Source organism: Ideonella margarita, from assembly GCF_038066635.1.
In the GTDB taxonomy this organism is placed as follows: Bacteria; Pseudomonadota; Gammaproteobacteria; order Burkholderiales; family Burkholderiaceae_C; genus Ideonella; species Ideonella margarita.
The window spans coordinates 1-21,084 of the sequence record NZ_JBBUTI010000015.1; the positions used below are offsets into that span (position 1 = coordinate 1).

Sequence of the window (21,084 nt, forward strand, 5' to 3'; positions counted from 1 at the left end):
CGATGCTCCTGCACCAAGCGCACAGCGCGCTCGCGGACCTCAGGTGAGAACTTGTTCGACTTGTTCATGGCTCCATCTTCTCAAGAGTTGGAGCCTCCTGAAAACCCGGGGCGCTTCAGCCTGCCATGTTGGTTCTGCTCAAAACACTGCTGAAAGAAACCATTTGAATAGTCGCCCTTAAGTCGGAAGCAGATGAACACATTGGGCGCTGCGACTTGCCCCCATCCCTGCAATAGGTATATACAGCCCTGAGGAAATTTGAGCGAATTTCCTTTGTTAAAAACAAAGTCGCCATCTCTAACCAATGTGTAGAGCTGATACTGGTTGCCAGATATGTCTCGGCCGAACTTCTCGGCCTGCGGGACGAATCCAATGCCAGCGGAGATGCTGACTGGCATCAGCTTCTTTTCGCCGACCCGCTCCGTCACTGGCGTGGATGCTTCATGAAGGGTGATGGGTTTCCAAGCCTCTGCTCCGCGAAACTCAGGAAACCGCAGCTTCGGCAGCAGCGCTGGGGTGAGTTTCGTCTTACTGCTCATACGCGCTGAGTCCTGAAATGTCGCGGCCACCGGCGCGTTGGGTGAGCAAGGGATGCAGGTCTCTCATCAAGGCCAGTTCAGCTTGGGTGCGTGCTTTCCAACCCAGGTCGAGCGGGGCCATGAGGTCGCTGAGCTGCTCCCCATCAAAAATCATGCGGTCGAGGATGCTGTCTACAAAGCTTTGCAGGGCGGCGGTGGCCAGGCCGTGTTTGGCGGCGATGTCGGCAAGTTCCTTGGCGCTCTTCTCTGCCTTGAAGCGTTTGTATCCATCGCGGATAGCGGCCTCAGACAGGCCTTCACCGGCCTTGAGCGTGGCGATGTACTCGGCAATCGCGTCGCGCTCGTTCATGAACTTGGCATCGGCGCTCATGAGGCCGATGAGTTCTTCGCGGGTCATCTTGGCCTTGCCTGCGCCTTTGCCCATCTCCCCCGCTGAATACTTGGCGATGAGGCCCATGATGTAGTCGTAGTCGATGACTGCGGAAGCGAAGAGCACGAACTCGAAGTCGAGTTGGTCCAGCGGGTCGTTGGTGGCGCCGCCCTTGTCGCCGGTCTTGTTCTGCTGGTCTCTGAGCTGTTTGGCGGTTTCCAGGTACTGGCCTTTGAAACCGCGCAGGTTTTCGTCGGGCAGCACCTGTTCGATGGCGGCTTTGTGGCCGTCGGTCAGGTCGGTGTATTGGTCCAGCTGGGTCTTGAGGCGCTGCACTTCCTTGAAGTGGGTGACGAAGGCGGCGCGGGCCGCGTCGCCCTTCAGGTTGGCCACGGCGGAGGGCGTGCAGGCCAGGCCTTGGGACTGCATGAAGTCGCCCAACTTCTGCACGGCGGTTTCCAGCTTCTGGATGACCACGGGGGCCTTGTCCACGAGCCAGATTTCCCGGGCCTGCTCGGCGGTCTTCTCGCCAGAGAAGAGGGCGATGGCGGCATCGACCGCTTCTTGTTGCTGCCGGAAGTCGAGGATGTTGCCGTAGGGCTTGGTGCCGTTGAGCACGCGGTTGGTGCGCGAGAAGGCCTGGATCAAGCCGTGGTGCTTGAGGTTCTTGTCCACATAGAGCGTATTCAGGAACTTGGAATCAAAGCCGGTGAGCAGCATGTCCACCACGATGGTGATGTCGATCTTCTGCGTGGCCGGGTAGTCAGCATTCGGCCACTGCTGGTCTTTGATGCGCTTTTGCACGTCCTGGTAATACAGGTCGAACTCGCTCAGACGGTGGTTGGTGCCGAAGCGGGCGTTGTATTCGGCCACTATGGCCTCCAGCGCCTGCTTCTTCTTCTCCGGCTCGACCTGGTTGTCTTCCTGCTCCTGCAGCAGGTCGCTGGACAGCTGGGTGATGTCTTTCCGGGCTTCTTCGTTCTCCGCCAGTTGGGCGGGCGGTGAGAAGACGCAGGCGATGTTCAGCGGCTTGAAGTCGGGGTCGGCGGCCAGCTTGGCCGCTTGCAGGTCCTTGAACAGCTCGTGGTATTCGATGGCATCAACGATGGACGCGGTTGCCAGGATGGCGTTGAAGCGGCGCCCGCCGGTGGCAGCGTCGTGCTTGGCCAGGATTTCGCCCACGATGGCTGCTTTGGGAAAAGGGGGTTTGGGCTCAATGCCTTTGGGCGCGCCCTTGCCAGCCGGGTTCGCTTCTTTCTCGTTCTTGGCTTTCGGCTTGAAGTAGTCGATGTGAAAGCGTAGAACGTTGCCGTCTTCGATGGCGTTGGTGATGGTGTAGGCGTGGAGCTGCTGCTGGAATAGGTCCTGGGTGGTGACCAGCGTCTTTTCTGCGTCGTCTGCGCCGGCCTTCGATTCGATTCTGGCGACAGTGGCGTTGTCCTTGAAGATGGGCGTGCCGGTGAAGCCGAAGAGCTGGGCGTGGGGGAAGAAGGCTTTGATGGCTTTGTGGTTGTCGCCAAACTGCGAACGGTGGCATTCGTCGAAGATGAAGACGATGCGTTTGTCCGTCAGCACTTCGAGCTGTTCCTTGTAGGTGGCCTGGCCGTTCTTGGCCCGCTGCTTGTTGCGCTTGCTGCTTTCGTCCAGCGCCAGGCCCAGCTTCTGGATGGTGGTGACGATGACCTTGTCGGCGTAGTCTTCCGACAGCAAGCGGCGCACCAGCGCAGCGGTGTTGGTGTTTTCTTCGACGCAGCCCTCCTGGAACCGGTTGAATTCTTCCCGAGTCTGGCGGTCGAGGTCTTTGCGGTCGACCACGAACACGCATTTGTGGATGTGTTCGTTCTCTTTCAGCAGCGTAGACGCTTTGAAAGACGTAAGGGTCTTGCCGCTACCTGTGGTGTGCCAGACGTAGCCGTTGCCATTGTCTTCGTTGATGCACTTGACGATGTGCTGCACGGCATAGACTTGGTACGGCCGCATGACCATGAGCTTTTGCTCGCCCGCCAGCAGCACCATGTAGCGGCTGATGGTGCGGCCGAGGTCGCACTTTTTCAGAAAGGCGTCAGCGAACTCGTCGAGCTGGGTGACTTTGCGATTGTCTTCGCTGGCGAACTCGTAGATGGGCAAAAAGCGCTCGTCGGCATTGAACGCGAAGTGACGGGCGTTGTTGTTGGCGAAGTAGTAGGTGCGGTCGCGGTTGCTGACGATGAATAGCTGCATGAAGCACAGCAGCGTCTTGGTGTAGCCGTTGCCTGGGTCGTGCTTGTACTCGACGATCTGCTCCATGGCCCGGCGCGGATTGACGCCGAGCGTCTTCAGTTCGATCTGAACACAGGGAACACCGTTGATGAGAATGAGAACGTCGTAACGGTGATGGCTGTAGTCAGTGTTGATGCGCAGCTGGTGGATGACCTCGAAGTGGTTCTTGCACCAGTCCTTGATGTTCACCAGCGTGTAGTTCAGCGGTGTGCCGTCGTCGCGGGTGAAGGCGTTGACACTGCGCAGAATCTTGGCGGCTGCGTAGACATCCCCGGTGACGATTTCATCCAGCAGCCGGGCGAACTCTGTGTTGGTCAGTTTGACTCGGTTGAGAGCCTCGAACTTCTCGCGGAAATTCTTTTCTAGTGCGGCTCTATCGCGGATGTCCTCACGAAACTCGTACTTCAGATTCTGAAGTTTCCCGATGAAGCCATATTCGATTTGCTCTTCCTTGACGACCGAGCGCGGTGCGTCGGGCAACTGGTCGTAACTGGCTTTGGATGAGGGCATAAGAGAGAAGCTTGCGTTGTCTTTGGGCCGGAAGGCCATGCGGGCGCCGACTGTGGGTCTAGATTGTGGCCGCGCGTCCATGCATACAGCGTCGTTAGCGCATCAATTATTGTGCGTCTGGAACGCGCACTGGCGCTTGGCGGTGGCTCTGCGCTCGGACCTCGTACTAGAAGTTTCTCACCCCCGCAACACCCCAAAGACCCCAACATTCATCGCCACGTTGAACCCCGCATGCGCCACCACCGCCGGGAACACCGACCCGCTGCGCTTGCGAATCACCGCAAACTCCCAGGCAGTCGCCGCCATCAGCCCCACCCACATCGCCCCTGACATCATGTGAATGCTCAGCCCGGTAGCGCCCCAGAACAACCCATGATGGCAAAGGTGCACCACCCCAAACGCACCGCATTCCCATGCAGTGCTCGCCCTCTCGCTCAGCCGCATTTCAAGCGTGCGCTGCAGCACCCCTCTGAAGAAGATTTCTTCGCCGATGGGGCTGAACAGGGCGGCGGGCAGGGTGAAGGCCAGGTGCAGCATGGGCAGTGAGAAGCCCGTGGTGTTCATCGCGCGCTGGTAGCTGGCGAACCAGTTGTCTGCCGTGGTGCCGAACAGGGCCACGCCGAGCAGGAAGCAGGCGGTGGCCGCGCTGATACCAAGCACCAAAGCCCAGCCGTAGTTGATGAGCGGCCGTGAGGGCGCTTTGAGCCCGATCTGCGCGCGGCCGTCTTTGCTCAGCAGCACCCACGGCGTGATGACCATGAGCACGAAGCTCAGTGGCAGCAGGGCGCGCCAGCCAGCAGGCCCCAAGGTGCCCACCGCGCGCATCGCCGCGAACAGCAGCCCCAGCCCGATCACGCCCCACAGGGCGGCAGGGCTGATGCGCGGGCGGAATGGAAACGGTGGGGCCGGCGACTGCTGCATGGGGGTGGTGACGGGGTGGGCGGTTGGTTCTGCAGCCTTCGACTCGTGCGATCTCTGGCGAGCTCTTGCCAATCAGCTCGCCAGCCTCACCGCCCGGCCTTGCGAGCGCGGGCCACCTTGTGCAGCAGCTCAATCAGCATGGCCCGCTCAGCACCACTCAGGGTGTCGATGGCCTCTTGTTCGGCCGTGTGCAGCGCGGCCACGCAGCGGGCCACGGCGGCCTGGCCCTCGTCGGTCAGGCGCAGCAACTGCACCCTTGCGTCCTGGGTGCTGCGCGTGCGGGCCACCCAGCCACGCGCCTCCAGCTTGTCCAGCCACATGGCAATGTTGGGCGGCGTCATCGCCAGCGCTTGCGACAGCTGCTTGGCGCTCACGTCGGGGTTGCTGCGCACCAGCGACAGCAGGCTGAACTCGACCTTGCTCAGGCTCTCGGGTGTGGCCACCAGGCGCTTGAAGATGTGGTTGGTCACCACGGTGGCCTGCGCCAGCTGGTAGCCCAGGATGTTGTGCAGTTCCGGCTCGGCGAGGTGGCCGCGCGGGGTCTGGTCCGGGCTGGAGGAATGGGCTTTGCGGGGCATGAGGGTGCAATTCAGTTCAAAGATTGATTTAGTTCTTGTGCTTTTACTCAGTGAAAGCCCGGTGTATTGATCTTAAATAGATAAGCAAAATAACTATTAGCCGGTTTCGCCTCGCCTGGTATCAGGGCGCCCCGGCACTCACCACACGACACGAGGAGACTCCATGCACGCACACCGCTTCCCCGTTCGACGGGCAAGTATCGCCGCGCTGGCTGGCTGCGCCCTGAGCGCGGCGGCTCAGGCGGCACCCGCCCAGCCCGCCACCTTCCAGGGCGTTTGCGAAGACCTGCCCGCGCGCCTGACCGGCCTGGCCAACACGGTCATCACGGCCAGCACCACCGTGGCCGCCGGCACGCTGACGCTTGCGGGCCAGCCGGTGGCCGAGCACTGCCGCGTGACCGGCGCCATGAACACACGCGTCAGTCCGGTGGATGGCAAGACCTACGCCATCGCCTTCGAGATGCGCCTGCCGAAGGGCTGGAACGGCCGCTTCTTCCACCAGGGCAATGGCGGCATCGACGGCTCGGTCGTCACCGCCACTGGCGCATTGGGTGGTGGCCCGCGCACCGGGGCGTTGATGCAGGGCTTTGCCGTGCTGTCGTCAGACGCCGGCCACACGCTGGCCCAGGGCGGCCCGGCCTTTGGTCTGGACCCCCAGGCCCGGCTGGATTACGGCTACCAGGCGGTGCGCTCGCTCACGCCGATGGCCAAGCAGCTGATCACTGCCGCCTATGCCAAGGGGCCGGACAGCAGCTACTTTGGCGGCTGCTCCAACGGCGGGCGCCACACCTTGGTGGCCGCCGTGCGCGCGGCGCAAGAGTACGACGGCTTCCTGGCCGGTGCGCCGGGCTACCGCCTGCCGCTGGCCGCACTGGCCAACATCTGGGGGGCGCAGCGCTATGCCACCGTGGCCACCGGTGACACCAAGACGGCCGCCGGGCTGGAAACCGCTTTCACCTCGGCCGAGCGCAGGCTGGTTGCCAACGCCGTGCTGGCGCGCTGTGACGCGCTGGACGGCGCCGCCGACGGCATGGTGCAAGACACCGCGGCCTGCCAGAAGGTCTTCCGGCTGCGGCAAGACGTGCCCACCTGCACCGCCGCCACCGGCCGCGATGGCAGCTGCCTGACCAAAGACCAGAAGTCGGTCGTGGCCTCGATCTTCAAGGGTGCCACCACCAAGAACGGCACGCCTTTCTATGCGGGCTTCCCGTATGACGGGGGCACGAGCGGATCGGGTATCGCGTCTTGGGAGTTTGGCGCGCCGCTGACCCGCGATTCGGGCGCCGTGGGTGCGATCTTCAAGGTGCCGCCAAGCCCGCTGGCCCTGAGCGACGGCCCCACCTTCTCGATGACGCTGGATGTGGACCAGGCGCTGGCTGAGCTCTATGCCACGAACGCCACTTACACCGAGTCGGCCATGGACTTCATGACCCCGCCCAGCGACAAGGACCTGGGCGAGCTGCGTGACCGCGGTGGAAAGATCATGGTCTATCACGGTGTGAGCGACCCCATCTTCTCGGTGACGGACACCGAAGCCTGGTACCGCAAGCTGCTGAGCAGCTCGGGCGGCAAGACCTCGGCCTTTGCGCGCCTGTACCGCGTGCCCGGCATGGGCCACTGCTCGGGTGGCCCCGCCACCGATCAGGTGGACTTCCTCAGCCCGTTGGTGGCCTGGGTGGAGCAGGGCGTGGCGCCCCAGGCCCTGGTGGCCACGGCACGTGGCGCCGGCAACGCCGGTGGTGTCAATGCCGACGTGCCCGCCAGCTGGGCTGCTGACCGCACCCGCCCGCTGTGCCCCTTCCCGAAAGTGGCACGCTACAAGGGCAACGGCGATGTGGAGCGCGCCGAAAACTGGTCCTGCCAGTCGCCCAAGGTGCTGAGTACGGCGGCCGTCAGCAGCCGCCGCTGAGCCCGGCGGGCCGGCCGTGCGTGGCGCTCGCGCTCAGCGGGCGCACCACGGCTGGTTGCAGGCCCGCCACGCCGCAGCCCACGCACTTCACCGCCCCGTCAAGACCACCCCAAACCGCGCCGGCAGCGTCAGCGTCAGCTGGCCGTTCCTGGCCTTCACGGCCGCGCCGCCCAGGGCGTCCTTCCAGGCTTGCGGCGCGCCGGCGGGCACGTCCACTTGCACGTCGATGGCGTGGTCGGCGTTGTTGAAGGCGGTGATGGCCCAGTCCTTGCCCAGCTGGCGGCCCAGCACCAGGGTGTGCGTGCCCACCTGCAGCGGTGCCAACAGCGTGCCGCGGCGCAGCACCGGGTGGGCGTGGCGCATGGTGGTGAGTTGCTTCATCTGCGCCAGCAGGGCCAGGTCAGGCTGGCCACCTTCGTCGGCCCAGGGGTAGGGGCGGCGGTTGTCGGGGTCGTCGCCGCCGGCCAGGCCCACTTCGTCACCGTAGTAGATGGTGGGCGCGCCGGGGTAGCTCATCTGGAACAACCAGGCCAGCGATTGCTTCTGCTTGGCGGTGCGCACCACGGCCGCGTCGTCGTTGTCTTGGTGCCAGCCGAAGTGGTGCACCGAGCGCGCCTGGTCGTGGCTTGAAAGCAGGTTCATCAGTGCATGGAAGGCCTGCGGCGGATAGGCTTCGCGCATCAGCTCCAGGTTGGCCACCAGGGCGCGGCTTTCGCCGCCATTGGCCCACTCCAGCAGCGCGTTGCGGAAGATGTAGTTCATGGTCGAGTCGAAGCTGTCGCCCAGGAAGTACTTCGATGAATCGAACCAGGTTTCCGCAACCGTCAGCGCATCAGGCTTGTGCGCCTTGATGGCGGCGCGCCACTCACGCCAGAAGTCGTCGGGCACCCACGGGGCCACGTCCATGCGCCAGCCAGAGGCGCCGCGGTCCAGCCAGGTTTGCATCAGGCCGGTCTTGGCGCCGTAGGCAAACTTGCGGAAGTCGGGCGACTGCTTGTTGATTTCCGGCAGGTCCTTCACGCCCACCCAGCCCTTGTATTGCAGGTCGGGGTTGGCTTGTGAGGGGTCCAGGCTGAACCAGTCGGCCCAGCGTGAGGCGGTGTTGGCGCGGGCGCCGTCAAACGCACCACCGGCCGGGAAGTTGCCGAAGCGGTTGAAGTACACCGAGTCACTGCCCACGTGGTTGAGTGAGGTGTCTGGCACCACCCGGATGCCGCGCTTGGCGGCCTCGGCGCACAGGCGCTCGAAGTCGGCGTTGCTGCCAAAGGCGGGGTCGATCTGGTGGTAGTCGGCGGTGTCGTACTTGTGGTTGCTGGCCGCGCGGAACACCGGCGTCATGTAGATGGTGTTGGCGCCCAGCTCGCGGATGTAGTCGAGCTTCTGGATGATGCCTTCAAGGTCACCACCGAAGAAGTCGTTGTTGTAGGTGTCGTCCGAGCCGTCACCGCTGCCCGGCACATAGGGCTTGCCGATCCAGCTCGGGTGCTTTTCCACGGCCTTGTTCTGGTAGCGGGCCACGCCGGGCTGGGGGTCGTTGCGCTTGTCGCCGTTGCGGAAGCGCTCAGGGAAGATGTAGTACCAAACCACATCGGCCGCCCATTCGGGCACCTTGAAATCAGCCGCGTGAATGGTCTGGCGGAAGCGGCGCACGCGGCGCAGCGCTTCGGGCTGTCGTTCCACCGTGGCCGCACCCATCGAGCCGCGCTCACGCGTCCAGTGGATGGTGTCGCGGTTGTTCTGCAGCGCGTAGTGGCGGCCGTCAATTTCCACATCGAACCAGTAGCCCCACACGCCGATCTCGTCGAAGCGGTGGCTGGCGGTGAAGCGCTCTTCGCCCGCCTTGGTCGAGGCGCCGCGCTTCAGCGGCACGCGTTGGGCTTCGGTGTACTCCAGCACTTCCTGGTTGCCTTCCAGGCGGCGGCGCTCGATCACCAGCGTCACCTTGCTCACACCCGGCAGGGCGGTCACGCTGAAGTCGATCTGGCTGCCTTTGGGGGCCGCGCCAAAGGGCTTCTTGTGGGCGGCATTGCGCGAGTCAAAACGCAGGCTCAGCGCCACCGGGTTGGTGATGGGCGCGGCATGCGGGTCCACGAAGCTGCGCGGGCCGAGGGTGAGCGTGGCGGGCTTGCCGGCGCCGGTTACTTGCAGGCGCAGGGTGTGCTCGCCGTCAAACACCATCACATGGTTGACGGTGTGGCTGCCGTTGCCGAAGGTGGTGGCGTCGGTCCAGGCGGCATCGGCCACCTTGAACTCATGCCGGCCCTTCAGGTCGATGTTCAGGTAGTAGGCGTCGCACTGGTACTGGAAGGCGTAGTCGTCCATCGCCCCCCAGTTGTTCATCGTGCCGCGCACATACAGCTCGGTGGTGCCCAGCGGGGCGGGGGTGCAGCGGGCATCAGCGGCCGAAGCCAGCGGCGCCGCGCCAGACAAGGCAGACGAGATCAAGGACATGAGCAGACGATGTTTCATGGGGTGCGCTTGTAGGGCGAATAACCGTTGAGAGGCTCGAACACGGGTTGCAGCACGCGCACGCTGCCGGCGGGCACCAGCACGCGCAGCAAGCCGGCGTCCAGTGAGGGGCGTTGGGTTTCGCTGGCCGGCGGGGTGCCCACCAGGTCCTTGAACTGCGTCGCGTTCATCAGTGAACGGTTGGTGAGCAGCACGGTTTCGGTCACGTCGTGGGCGTGCGGGTTGGCCAGCACGATGACGCTGTCGAGCGCGCGGTCGGTGTGGCGCTCGAAGGCGAACAGCTGCTCGGCCACCACGGCGCGGTAGTCACCCACGCGCAGGGCGCGGTGGGTTTTGCGCAGGCCGATGAGCTGGCGCGTCCAGGTGAGGGTGGGGTGGCCGGCGTCGATGACGTCCCAGCGCATCGGGGCGCGTTGCTGCGGGTCACCGTCGCCCAGGGTGTCAATCTCGCCGCCCTGCCACAGGTTGGGCGCACCGGGCAGGGTGAATTGCAGCACCTGGGCCAGGCGGCGCTGGCGCTCATCGGGCAGGCGGCTGGCCAGGCGGGGCAGGTCGTGGTTGTCGAGCAGGGTCCAGCTGCGCAGCAGGGGCTCGATGCCGGTGTCGGCAATCGTGCGCTCGATCATGCGCTGGGCCAAGGCGGGGCTCAGCTTGCGCTCGGCCATGTCGAGCAGAACGCGGCGCCAGGTGAAGTTCATCACCCCGTCGAGCGGGCCGTCGGTGCCCACCCATTGCGCGGGGTAGTTGACGATCTCGCCGATCACCAATGCGTCTTTGCGCTCGGCGTGGGCCGCGCGGGTCAGGTCGGTCAGGTAGGTGGTACCCAGCTCGAAGGCGGTGTCCAGACGCCAGCCGTCCACGCCGTCACGCAGCCAGCTGCGCACCACCGAATCACGGCTTTCGTACAGGTGCGCGCGAACGGCCGGGTTCTCCAGGTTCAGCTCGGGCAGGTTCACCGCGCCCCACCAAACCCGCGCATTGCCAGTGGCAGCAAACTCGGGGCCGATGTGGAACCAGCTGCGGTACGGGCTTTGCGGGCTGGCCTCGGCCGAGCGGAACGCGGCAGAGTTGCGGCCCATGTGGTTGAACACGCCGTCGAGCACGAGCTTCATGCCGCGCTGGTGCAGGTCACCAGCCAGCGCCTTCACATCAGCGCGCGTGCCGTATTCAGGCGACACCTGCTGGTAGTCGAGCGCGTCGTACTTGTGGTTGGTGTAGGCCAGGTGAATCGGGTTGAGGTAGAGCACGTCTGCGCCCAGCGTTTGCACATGGCCGAGGCGCGTGCGCAGGCTGGCCAGGTTGCCGCCCCAGAAGTCGATCTCGTGGCTCCACACCTTGGCGTCAGGCAGGTAGGTGCCGGTGGTGGGTAGCTCATGCCATTCACGCAGGCGCTTGGGCGGCGGCAGTAGGGCTTGCTGCGCGGCGCGGTCAGCCGGTGGCGCGTAGCGGTCGACCCACACCTGGTAAACCACCGGGCCAACGCGCCAGTCGGCTTCGCGGGCGGTATACACCGAGCTGCCGGAGGCAGCAGGGGAAGCAGAGGCAGCGGGCGCAGCATGGGTCATGGTGGTTCCAGCCAGGGCGAGCGAAGCCAGCACCGAGGCGACACCGCGGCGCGATGAGGTTTTGGTGCGCATGGTCAGCCTTTGACGCCGCCGGCGGTCAGGCCAGACACGATCCAGCGTTGGGCAGCGAGGAACACCAGCGTGATCGGCAGGCCCGACAGCACGGCAGCCGCCGCGAAATCGCCCCACAGATAACGCTGCTCATAGAGGTAGTACTTCGAGCCCACGGCCAGCGTGAGGTTGGGCTCTTCGCGCAGCAGCACCGAGGCCACCGGGTACTCGATGATCGTGCCGATGAAGGCCAGCACGAACACCACCATCAGGATGGGCACGGCCATCGGCAGCAGCACGCGCCAGAAGGCTTGCCAGCTGGTGGCGCCGTCGACCTTCGCGCATTCCTCGATCTCGGTGGGCACCGTGTCGAAGTAGCCCTTGATCGTCCAGATGTGCATGCCGATGCCGCCGAGGTAGGCCACGATCAGGCCGCCGTGGGTTTCAACACCCAGCCACGGCACGTAGCGGCCGATGCCTTCAAAGATGGCGTAGATGGCCACCAGGGCCACGGCCACCGGGAACATCTGCAGCAGCAGCATGCTGTTGAGAATGCCGTTCTTGAAGCGGAACTGCAGACGCGCGAAGCCGTAGGCCGCGGTGGTGGACAGCGCCACGATCAGCAGCGCCGAAATGGTGGCGATCTTGATCGAGTTCCACAGCCACAGCAGCACCGGGAACGGCGGCACTTTCACCGTGCCATCGGGCAGTGTCACGGGGATGCCGAGCGCCAGCTTCCAGTGCTCCAGGCTGATGGTGCTGGGGATGAGCGAGCCGGTGGCGAAATTGCCCGGCCGCAGCGAGATGCTGATGATGGCGAGCAGCGGGAACAGCGTCACGCCGATCAGCAGCCACAAGCCCAGGTGGGCGCCAAGAATGCGCCAGCGCTGGCTCTTTCCGGTCACGATGGCCATGGTGTCACGCCTTCCGTTGGTCGTTGGACTGGGTCAGCTTCAGGTTGGCCAGCGAGAGCAGGGCCACAAGGAAGAAGATGACGGTCGAGATGGCGGCAGCCAGGCCGAAGTTCGCACCCGCGTCGGTGAAGGCGATACGGTAGGTGTAGCTGACCAGGATGTCGGTGGTGCCGGCGGGCAACTTGGTGTTGAGGTAGTCAGGCCGGCCGTCGGTGAGCAGGCTGATCAGCACGAAGTTGTTGAAGTTGAAGGCGAACGCGCTGATGAGCAGCGGCGTCAGCGGCTTCACGATCAGCGGCGCGGTGATCTTGAAGAAGTTGGTCAGCGGCTTGGCGCCGGCAATGGCCGAGGCTTCGTACAGGTCTGCCGGAATTGCCTTGATCAGGCCGGTGCACAGCACCAGGAAGTACGGGTAGCCCAGCCAGGTGTTGACGATCAGCAGCATCGACTTGGCCAGCGTCGGATCAGCGAACCAGGCGGGCTTGATGCCGAAGGCGGCGTCGAGGATGGCGTTGATCTCGCCGAAGTTCTGGTTGAACAAACCCTTGAACACCAGGATGGAGATGAAGCCCGGCACGGCGTACGGCAGGAACAGCAGCGTGCGGTAGAGCGTGCGGTACTTCAGCGCTTCCCAGTTCAGCAGCACGGCCAGCGTCATGCCGATGGCGGTGGAGAACACGACCGTCAGGCCGGCAAACACCACGGTCCAGATGAAGATGGACGCGAAGGGGCCGCGCATGTCGGGGTCACCAAACAGGCGGGTGTAGTTGGCCAGGCCCACGCCCACCTTGAAGCCCGGTTGCAGGCGGCCGGCCTGGGCGTTGGTGAAGTAGCCGGTGTCGCGGTCAGGCGTGAAGATCAGGCCGGTGGCCACTTGCTTCAGGCCACCATCCGGCTGGGCTTGCCACACGGGGGTGAAGGGGCCGAACTCACGCAGGCCGGCATAGGCCAGCACGGCGCCGCCGGGCACTTGCAGCTTCAGGCTGCGCAGGCCGTCACGCAGGGCGATCACGCCGCGGATGTCGAGGGCTTCGCCGAGTTCGGCCTCGGAGCTGGCATTGGCCGGGGCCAGCGCCACGGCGGCGGCATCGGCGGTGGCATCTGCGGGCAGTGGCTTGCTCAAATCCAGCGGCGGGGACACCCAGCGTTGGGCACCACTTTCAACGTCTGACTGCAATGCCAGCCGCACCTGCGTGCCGGCACGGTGCACCGTGTAGCTCATTGCATGAGCTTCATCAATGTCGGCCTGGTCGAGCAGGTAGGCGCGGGCGCGGTCTTCGGTCAGCAGGTTGCTGGCCGAGTAGTTGGTGAAGCCGATCTGCACCGTGTAGAGCAGCGGGAAGGCGATGAAGATGATCATCGCCGCCACACCCGGGAACAGATAGCGCCAGGCCAGCGACGTGGATGCCGTGTAGACCCAGATGGCCAGGCCGCCAATCACCAGTGCCGCCACCGCCCACAGCGGGTTGCCGGCTGCCACCATGCCGTACACCACCCACAGCAGGGCCAGCACGGCAGCCGCGGCGAGTGCGCGGCCCAGCAGGCCGGTGGGGCTTGGGTCTTTGGCGGCCGACGAGGATGCGTTGTTGTTGTTCATGCTCATTTCGCCAGCATCCGGGCTGCTGCGCCGTCCAGCGCTTCCTTCGGGGTCTGCCGGCCCTGTGAGATGGCCTCCAGGGCGGCGTCCATCGCGGGCCAGAAGCGCCCGGTTTCAGGGATGTTGGGCAGGGGCTCACCCGCCCGCGCGTTGTTGAAGGTGGCGCGGATGTTCACATCCGAGGAGAGTTCTGCGTAGTACGCCTTGTTGGCCGGCGTGCCCAGCGGCACATCCGCCGAGATGGTCTTGAGGCTCTCGATCTTCAGCAGGTGCTGTTCGATGAACTCGCGGGCGATGTCCTTGTTCTGGCTGGGCGCGGCCACCATGCAACCCAGCACGCCCACGAACGGCTTGCTCGGCTTGCCAGCCACCACGGCCGGGATGGGTGCCACTTCAAAATCAATGCCGGCCTTGCGGGCGTTGTCCCAGGCCCAGGGGCCGGAGATCATCATCGCCACCTCGCCGCGGGCGAAGCCGGCTTCCATTTCGGCGTAGCGCGCACCGCGCGGCATGTGGCCGTCGTTGATGAGCTTCGCCAGCATCTGGGCGCCAGCCAGGGCGCCGGGGGAGTTCACGCCCACGCGGGCGGGGTCGAGGTCACCGTTCGGGCCACGGGCGAACACTTCGCCGCCGGCACCGGCCAGCATCGGCCAGGTGAAGAAGGTCTTGTTGTAGTCCCACAGCAGGGCCTTCTTGCCTTGCGCAGACAGTGCCTTGTCGATGCGGATGACATCGTCGAACGTGGCCGGCGGCGTCTTCACCAGCGCCTTGTTGATGATCAGGCCCACGGCTTCGATGGCCAGCGGGTAGCCCCAGGTGCGGCCCTTGTAGCCGAAGGCCTTCCAGGCGGCATCGTCGATCGCCTCGCGCACGGCCTTGCCGGGCGTCACGGGCACGATCAGGCCGGACTTGGCCCATTCACCCACGCGGTCGTGTGGCCAGCAGAAGATGTCGGGGCCCTTGCCGGCGCCAGCGGCCGACTGGAACTTGTCAGGGGCGCCTTCCGGGTGCTGCACCACCACCGGCACGCCGGTGGCGCGGGTGAAGGCATCACCGACCTTCTGCAGGCCGTTGTAGCCCTTGTCGCCATTGATCCAGACCAGCAGCTTGGGCGGTGCAGATTGGGCGAGGACGGAAGGGGTGCACAAGGCGGCGATGGCAGCCGCGGCCAGACTCAAGCGCCCGACCTTTTGAAACAGCATCGGCATGGTGTCAGGCAGCCTGGCTGTCGAGGTGGTGCGCGGGCACGGCCAGGCGGCGGAAGGCCAGGCCAGCGGCGTCAAACAGGTAGCAGGCGGCCGAGGCCACGCCCAGCGTCAGGGCCGAGCCGCTCTTCAGGCGCAGGTGGCCGGGCAGCTCGCAGGTGAGGGTGGTATCGGTGCCGGGCAGGGTGCCGTAGGCGAAGGTGGCGCTGCCGAGTTGCTCCACGAAAGTGACGGTGGCCTGCAGGCGGTTGTCGCCGTCGTTCACCTGGAAGTGCTCGGGCCGGATGCCCAGCGTCACGGCGTCACCGGGCTTGGCGCGGCTGGCGTCTACCTCGCAGCGCACGACCTCGCCCGTCGAGAGCTTCACCACGGCCTGCGTGCCGTTCGCCTCCACCACGGTGGCGGGCATGAAGTTCATGGCGGGTGAGCCGATGAAGCCAGCCACGAACAGGTTGTCGGGGTGCTCGTACAGATCAAGCGGCGAGCCCACCTGCTCGATCTGGCCGGCCGACAGCACGACGATGCGGTCGGCCAGGGTCATGGCCTCCACCTGGTCGTGGGTCACGTAGATCATCGTGGTCTTGAGATCTTCGTGCAGCTTGGCGAACTCGTAGCGCATTTTCACGCGCAGGGCGGTGTCGAGGTTCGACAGTGGCTCGTCGAACAGGAACACCGCCGGCTTGCGCACGATGGCCCGGCCGATGGCCACGCGCTGGCGCTGGCCGCCCGACAAATCCTTCGGCTTGCGCTTCAGCAGATGCTCGATGTTGAGGATCTTGGCGGCGTGGTGCACCAGGCGGTCGATCTCGTCCTTCGGCATCTTGGCCAGCTTCAGGCCGAACGCCATGTTCTCGTAGAGATCCATGTGCGGGTACAGCGCATACGACTGGAACACCATGGCCACGCCGCGCTCGGCCGGCGGCACGTCGTTCACCACCTTGCCGCCGATGCTCAGCTCGCCGCCCGTGATGTCTTCCAGGCCCGCGATGGTGCGCAGCAGGGTGGATTTGCCGCAGCCCGACGGGCCGACGAACACCATGAACTCACCGTCACGCACTTCCAGGTCGATGTTTTTGAGGACCTTGGCTTCGCCATAGGCCTTCTGAACCTTTACCAGTCGAACATCTGCCACGGTGTTGTCCTTCTGGCCACCAATGTGGCCTTGTCTCGGGGGTGTTGGGTCAAGTCAGGGCGCTTTCGGGCCCCTTTGGATGTAGATAATATACATTCAACTACGCCGGGTTTCTACCCGGAAGCGTTGGGGGTTTCACTGGGTCTTACCTATGTAAATCAACATTTTTTGCGCCTCTAGTGGTTTTCTTGATGTAGTAGAACTACACAAAACAAGTTCATCAGGCGATACTTGCGTCTGTGCCGGGTCGCCGTGGTGGCGTTCTTCCGGCTTTGACAGGAGACCCTGCCATGACCAAGACGTCCACCGCCCGCGCTGCCGCGCCGGCTTCTTCCCGCCCCGCAGCTGCCGCCAAGTCGCGCAGCCATGACGCCGCGGCTGATTTCCGCCAGCTGGCCGCCCGTGCCTTGGCCCAACGCAGCGACGGCCACAGCGCCGAGGCCTGCCTGAACGCCGTGGCCATCGCCAGCCGCACCCTGCTGGCCGACCGCTGGGCGCTGACCCAGCAGGCCGATGCCCGCCGCAAGGGCGTGCGCCGCGTGCACTACCTGTCGATGGAGTTCCTGATGGGCCGTGCGCTGGGCAATGCCCTGGCCGCCATCGGCATGCATGAGCAGGTGGAAGCCGCGCTGCCCGAGGGCGCACCGGCCCTGGGTGAAGTGCTGGAGCACGAGCCCGATGCCGCGCTGGGCAACGGTGGCCTGGGTCGCCTGGCCGCCTGCTTCCTTGATTCGTTCGCCTCGCTCGGCCTCCCGTCCTTCGGCTATGGCCTGCGCTACAAGCACGGCATGTTTGCCCAGCACATTCAAGACGGCCGCCAGGTGGAGCAGCCCGACGAATGGCTGCGCCACGGCAGCGCCTGGGAGCTGCCGCGCCATGAACTGCGCTACCCCGTCGGTTTCGGCGGCACGGTGGTGAACGAAGGTGGCCAGCGCCGCTGGGTGCCGGCTCAAGCCGTGGTGGCCCAGGCTGTTGACTTCATCGTGCCGGGCCACGGCACCGAGCGCGTGTCGACCCTGCGTCAGTGGCAGGCCGAAGCCGCCCGCCCGATCGACTTCCCCACCTTCTGCCGCGGCGAGTTCGCCTCTGCCGGCGCGCACCTGCAGGAAGCCGAAGCCCTGAACTGGGTGCTCTACCCCGACGACAGCACCCCGGCCGGCCGCGAACTGCGCCTGAAACAGGAATTCCTGCTGGTGTCGGCCTCGCTGCAAGACACCCTGGCCCGCCACCTGCGCGAGTTTGGTGACGTGCACAGCTACGGCCGCCTCAACGCGGTGCACCTGAACGACACCCATCCGGCCATGGCCCCGGCCGAGCTGATGCGCCTGCTGCTCGATGAGCACGGCCTGGGCTGGGACGAAGCCTGGAAGATCACCTCGCAGGCCGTCAGCTACACCAACCACACGCTGATGCCCGAGGCCCTGGAAACCTGGCCGGTCAGCCTGTTCGAGGCGCTGTTGCCGCGCCACCTCGAAATCGTCTACGAGATCAACCGGCGCTTCCTCGACGAGGTGCGTGCGCGCTTCCCGGGCGACGACGCCATGGCCGCCCGCGTGTCGCTGATCGACGAAGGCGCGCACGGCGGTGAGCGCCGCGTGCGCATGGCCGCACTGGCCATCGTGGCCTCGCACAAGGTCAACGGCGTGTCGGCCCTGCATTCGCGCCTGATGGTGGAAACCATCTTCGCCGACTACGCCAAGCTCTGGCCGCAGCGTTTCATCAACGTGACCAACGGCGTCACGCCGCGTCGCTGGCTGGAGCAGGCCAACCCGGGCCTGAGCGCGCTGCTCGACAAGACCATCGGCGACGGCTGGCGTGCTGACCTGTCGCAGCTCTCCGAGCTGGGCGCCAAGGCCGGGCAGAAGCGCCTGGGCCAGGAGTTCATGAAGGTCAAGCTGGCCAACAAGCAGCGCCTGGCTGATCACATTCGCCGCGAGCTGGGCATCAACGTCGATCCGCACAGCCTGTTCGACGTGCAGATCAAGCGCATCCACGAATACAAGCGCCAGCTGCTGAACGTGCTGCATGTGGTGGCCCGCTACCAGGCCATCATCGCCAACCCGAGCGCCCACTGGACGCCGCGCACCGTGATCTTCGCGGGCAAGGCGGCTTCGGCCTACCGTGCCGCCAAGCTGGTCATCCAGCTGATCCACGACGTGGCCCGTGTGGTGAACAGTGACCCCCGCGTGGGCGACAAGCTCAAGGTCGTGTTCCTGCCGAACTACAGCGTCAGCCTGGCCCAGATCATCCTGCCCGCCGCTGATTTGAGCGAGCAGATCTCCACCGCCGGCACCGAGGCATCGGGCACCGGCAACATGAAGTTCGCACTCAACGGCGCCTGCACCATCGGCACCTGGGACGGCGCGAACATCGAGATGGCCGAAGGCATGGACGCGGTCAGCCCGCGCAAGGACGGCGCCAGCAACATGTTCGTCTTCGGCCTGCTGACCGAGGAAGTCGCCCGCATCAAGGCCCTGGGCTACGACCCGCGCCTGTACGTGGAAGAGAACCGCCAGCTCAAGGCCGTGCTCGACGCCATCACCGGCGGCGTGTTCAGCTGGGGCGACCCGGACCGCTACCGCGCGCTGGTGCAGCCGCTGCTGCAACATGATCCGTACTTGCTGATGGCCGACTTCGCCGCCTACGTGGAGTGCCAGAAGACCGTGGACGCGTTGTATGACGAGCCCACCGCCTGGGCAGAGCGCGCACTTCGCAACATCGCAGGCATGGGTTTCTTCAGCACTGACCGTACCATCGGCGAGTACGTGCAGCAGGTCTGGGCGGCACCGGCCAAGCGCTGAAGCCGTGTCCCGATCGTTGCGTTCCCTTGGGTAGCAGGAAAAGAGCAGGTGGTCTGTTGTTGACCGACGCAGAAGTGACCGCCCTGATCGGGGTTTCTCATCCAGATCCGTTCGCGGTGCTGGGCCAGCATGCCGACGCCGACGGCGCCTTGTGGGTACGGGCCTTGTTGCCCGATGCCCTGGACGTGAGCGTGCTGGACGCCACCAACGGCCGCCAGGTGGCCACGCTCACGCGGCGTCACCCGGCTGGCTTCTTTGAAGGCAAGCTGTCGCGCCGCAAGCAGCGTTTCGACTACCGGCTGCGCGTGAGCTGGCCGCACGGCGAAACCACCGAGCTGGCCGACGCCTACCAGTTCGGCCCGCTGCTTTACGACGCCGACCTGCACTACCTGGCGGAGGGCAGCCACCTGCGCCCCTGGCAGGCGCTGGGTGCCATGCCGATGACGCTGGGCGAAGGCGCGGCGGCCGTGGCCGGTGTGCGCTTTGCCGTGTGGGCGCCGAATGCCCGCCGCGTCAGCGTGGTCGGCAACTTCAACAACTGGGACGGCCGACGCCACCCGATGCGCCACCGCGGCGCCTCCGGCATCTGGGAGATCTTCGTTCCCCATGTCACGGTCGGTGATCACTACAAGTTCGAGATCATTGCCGGCGACGGCAGCCTGCTGCCGCTGAAGGCCGACCCCTATGCCCGCGCGGCCGAGTTCCGCCCCGGCACGGCGAGCATCGTGGCCGCGGCCCGCCCGCGCCGCGCCCGGCCCGGCGGCCGCACCGGTGCCAACAGCCGCCAGGCCCCGGTCAGCATCTACGAGGTGCACCTGGGTTCGTGGCAGCGCCGCCCTGACGGCACCTACAACGACTGGGACACGCTGGCGCAGACGCTGCCTGACCACGTGCAGGCGCTGGGCTTCACCCACGTCGAGCTGATGCCCATCAGCGAACATCCGTTTGATGGCTCCTGGGGCTACCAGACGCTGGGCCTGTACGCGCCCACGTCTCGCTTCGGCTCGCCCGATGGTTTCACCCGGTTTGTCGAGGCCTGCCAGCAGCGCGGCATCGGCGTGCTGCTCGACTGGGTGCCTGCGCACTTCCCGGTTGATGCCCACGGCATGGGCCAGTTTGATGGCACGTCGCTGTATGAATACGCCGATCCGAAGGAAGGTTTCCACCGCGACTGGAACACGCTGATCTACAACTTCGGCCGCACCGAAGTGCGCAACTTCCTGGTCGGCAATGCGCTGTACTGGGTCGAGGCGTTTGGTGTGGACGGCCTGCGCGTGGACGCCGTGGCCTCGATGCTGTACCGCGACTACAGCCGCCCCGAAGGCGAATGGCTGCCCAACGTGCACGGTGGCCGCGAGAACCTCGAAGCCATTTCGCTGCTGCGCCGGACCAATGAGGTGCTGGGGGCGGAAGCGCCCGGTGCCATCACGCTGGCTGAAGAGTCAACGTCATTTCCCGGCGTGTCGGCGCCCACGTTTGCGGGCGGCCTGGGCTTCCACTACAAGTGGAACATGGGCTGGATGCACGACACGCTCGAGTACATGAGCCAGGACCCGGTGCACCGCCGCTGGCACCATGACAAGATGACCTTCGGCATGGTCTACGCCTACAGCGAGAACTTCGTGCTGCCGCTTTCGCACGACGAGGTGGTGCACGGCAAGGGCTCGCTGCTGAAGAAGATGCCGGGCGACGAGTGGCAGCAGTTCGCCAACCTGCGCGCCTATTACGGTTTCATGTGGGGCCACCCGGGCAAGAAGCTGCTGTTCATGGGCCAGGAATTTGCGCAACCGACCGAGTGGAACCACGACGTCGAGCTGCCCTGGGATTTGCTGCAGCAGCCCCAGCATGCCGGCGTGATGCAGCTGGTGGGTGACTTGAACCGGCTCTATGCCAGCCAGCCTGCGCTGCATGCGATGGATTGCCAGCCGGAAGGCTTCGAGTGGCTCGTCAGCACCGAGGCGCAAACCTCGGTGTTCGCCTGGGTGCGCCGCGACGGCACGGGCCAGCAGGTCATCGTGCTGTGCAACATGACGCCGGTGCCGCGTGATGGTTACCGGCTGGGTGTGCCCGCCGGTGCCGCCGGCTGGCGCGAGGTGCTCAACACCGATTCGGCGATCTACGGCGGCTCGAACATGGGCAATGCCGGCGCCGTGCTGGCGACCGAAAACGTGGTGGCGCATGACCGTGCGCAGTCGGTGGTGGTCACGCTGCCGCCGCTGTCCACCGTGTTCCTGGTGCCGGCATGATGCGCGCGGCCCGAACCT

13 protein-coding genes are annotated in these 21,084 nt (G+C 65.3%); 3 read left to right on the top strand and 10 right to left on the bottom strand.

Annotated features, from left to right (window positions below):
- Positions 1 to 80: 80 nt before the first annotated feature.
- The 4 genes from AACH00_RS17910 to AACH00_RS17925 form a co-directional block, all read right to left on the bottom strand.
- A complete protein-coding gene (locus tag AACH00_RS17910; protein ID WP_341400547.1) occupies positions 81 to 539 on the bottom strand; it encodes a hypothetical protein in 459 nt (152 codons plus the stop codon).
- Positions 529 to 3,678 (bottom strand): type I restriction endonuclease subunit R, encoded by a 3,150-nt coding sequence (locus tag AACH00_RS17915; protein WP_341400548.1) that lies wholly within the window; start codon positions 3,676 to 3,678, stop codon positions 529 to 531. Before AACH00_RS17915 ends, AACH00_RS17910 begins: the two co-directional genes overlap by 11 nt.
- Before the next feature lie 177 nt (positions 3,679 to 3,855).
- Complete coding sequence (locus AACH00_RS17920) at positions 3,856 to 4,533, bottom strand: CPBP family intramembrane glutamic endopeptidase (protein WP_341400549.1); 678 nt, start codon at positions 4,531 to 4,533, stop codon at positions 3,856 to 3,858.
- A 152-nt stretch (positions 4,534 to 4,685) separates the two neighbouring features.
- Positions 4,686 to 5,177 carry a MarR family winged helix-turn-helix transcriptional regulator gene (locus tag AACH00_RS17925; protein WP_341400550.1) on the bottom strand — a complete coding sequence of 164 codons (492 nt, stop codon included), beginning with the start codon at positions 5,175 to 5,177 and terminating at the stop codon, positions 4,686 to 4,688.
- Between the two features lie 163 nt (positions 5,178 to 5,340).
- On the opposite strand from AACH00_RS17925, the gene AACH00_RS17930 reads away from it, so the two are divergent.
- On the top strand, positions 5,341 to 7,086 hold the full coding sequence (locus AACH00_RS17930) for a tannase/feruloyl esterase family alpha/beta hydrolase (RefSeq protein WP_341400551.1): 1,746 nt from the start codon (positions 5,341 to 5,343) through the stop codon (positions 7,084 to 7,086).
- An 87-nt stretch (positions 7,087 to 7,173) separates the two neighbouring features.
- Here the strand turns inward: AACH00_RS17930 and AACH00_RS17935 are convergent, their stop codons facing one another.
- Genes AACH00_RS17935 through AACH00_RS17960 form a run of 6 tightly spaced genes read right to left on the bottom strand, consistent with a single transcriptional unit; the run spans position 7,174 to position 16,019 of the window.
- On the bottom strand, positions 7,174 to 9,537 hold the full coding sequence (locus tag AACH00_RS17935; protein ID WP_341400552.1) for a glycoside hydrolase family 13 protein: 2,364 nt from the start codon (positions 9,535 to 9,537) through the stop codon (positions 7,174 to 7,176).
- 14 nt (positions 9,538 to 9,551) lie between these two features.
- A complete protein-coding gene (locus AACH00_RS17940) occupies positions 9,552 to 11,192 on the bottom strand; it encodes an alpha-amylase family glycosyl hydrolase (protein WP_341400553.1) in 1,641 nt (546 codons plus the stop codon).
- A gap of 2 nt (positions 11,193 to 11,194) precedes the next feature.
- Positions 11,195 to 12,085 (bottom strand): maltose ABC transporter permease MalG, encoded by an 891-nt coding sequence (malG, locus tag AACH00_RS17945; protein ID WP_341400554.1) that lies wholly within the window; start codon positions 12,083 to 12,085, stop codon positions 11,195 to 11,197.
- 4 nt (positions 12,086 to 12,089) lie between these two features.
- Positions 12,090 to 13,688 carry a maltose ABC transporter permease MalF gene (malF, locus tag AACH00_RS17950; RefSeq protein WP_341400555.1) on the bottom strand — a complete coding sequence of 533 codons (1,599 nt, stop codon included), beginning with the start codon at positions 13,686 to 13,688 and terminating at the stop codon, positions 12,090 to 12,092.
- Positions 13,685 to 14,890, bottom strand: coding sequence for a maltose/maltodextrin ABC transporter substrate-binding protein MalE (gene malE, locus AACH00_RS17955; protein WP_341400556.1), 1,206 nt, complete (start codon positions 14,888 to 14,890; stop codon positions 13,685 to 13,687). Before malE ends, malF begins: the two co-directional genes overlap by 4 nt.
- Before the next feature lie 4 nt (positions 14,891 to 14,894).
- Positions 14,895 to 16,019 (bottom strand): ABC transporter ATP-binding protein, encoded by a 1,125-nt coding sequence (locus AACH00_RS17960; RefSeq protein WP_341400557.1) that lies wholly within the window; start codon positions 16,017 to 16,019, stop codon positions 14,895 to 14,897.
- Between the two features lie 290 nt (positions 16,020 to 16,309).
- On the opposite strand from AACH00_RS17960, the gene AACH00_RS17965 reads away from it, so the two are divergent.
- Positions 16,310 to 18,820 (top strand): glycogen/starch/alpha-glucan phosphorylase, encoded by a 2,511-nt coding sequence (locus tag AACH00_RS17965; protein ID WP_341400558.1) that lies wholly within the window; start codon positions 16,310 to 16,312, stop codon positions 18,818 to 18,820.
- A gap of 56 nt (positions 18,821 to 18,876) precedes the next feature.
- The gene (gene glgB / locus AACH00_RS17970; RefSeq protein WP_341400559.1) at positions 18,877 to 21,066 is read left to right on the top strand and encodes a 1,4-alpha-glucan branching protein GlgB; all 2,190 of its coding nucleotides are present in this window, start codon (positions 18,877 to 18,879) and stop codon (positions 21,064 to 21,066) included.
- The last annotated feature ends 18 nt before the right edge of the window (positions 21,067 to 21,084 follow it).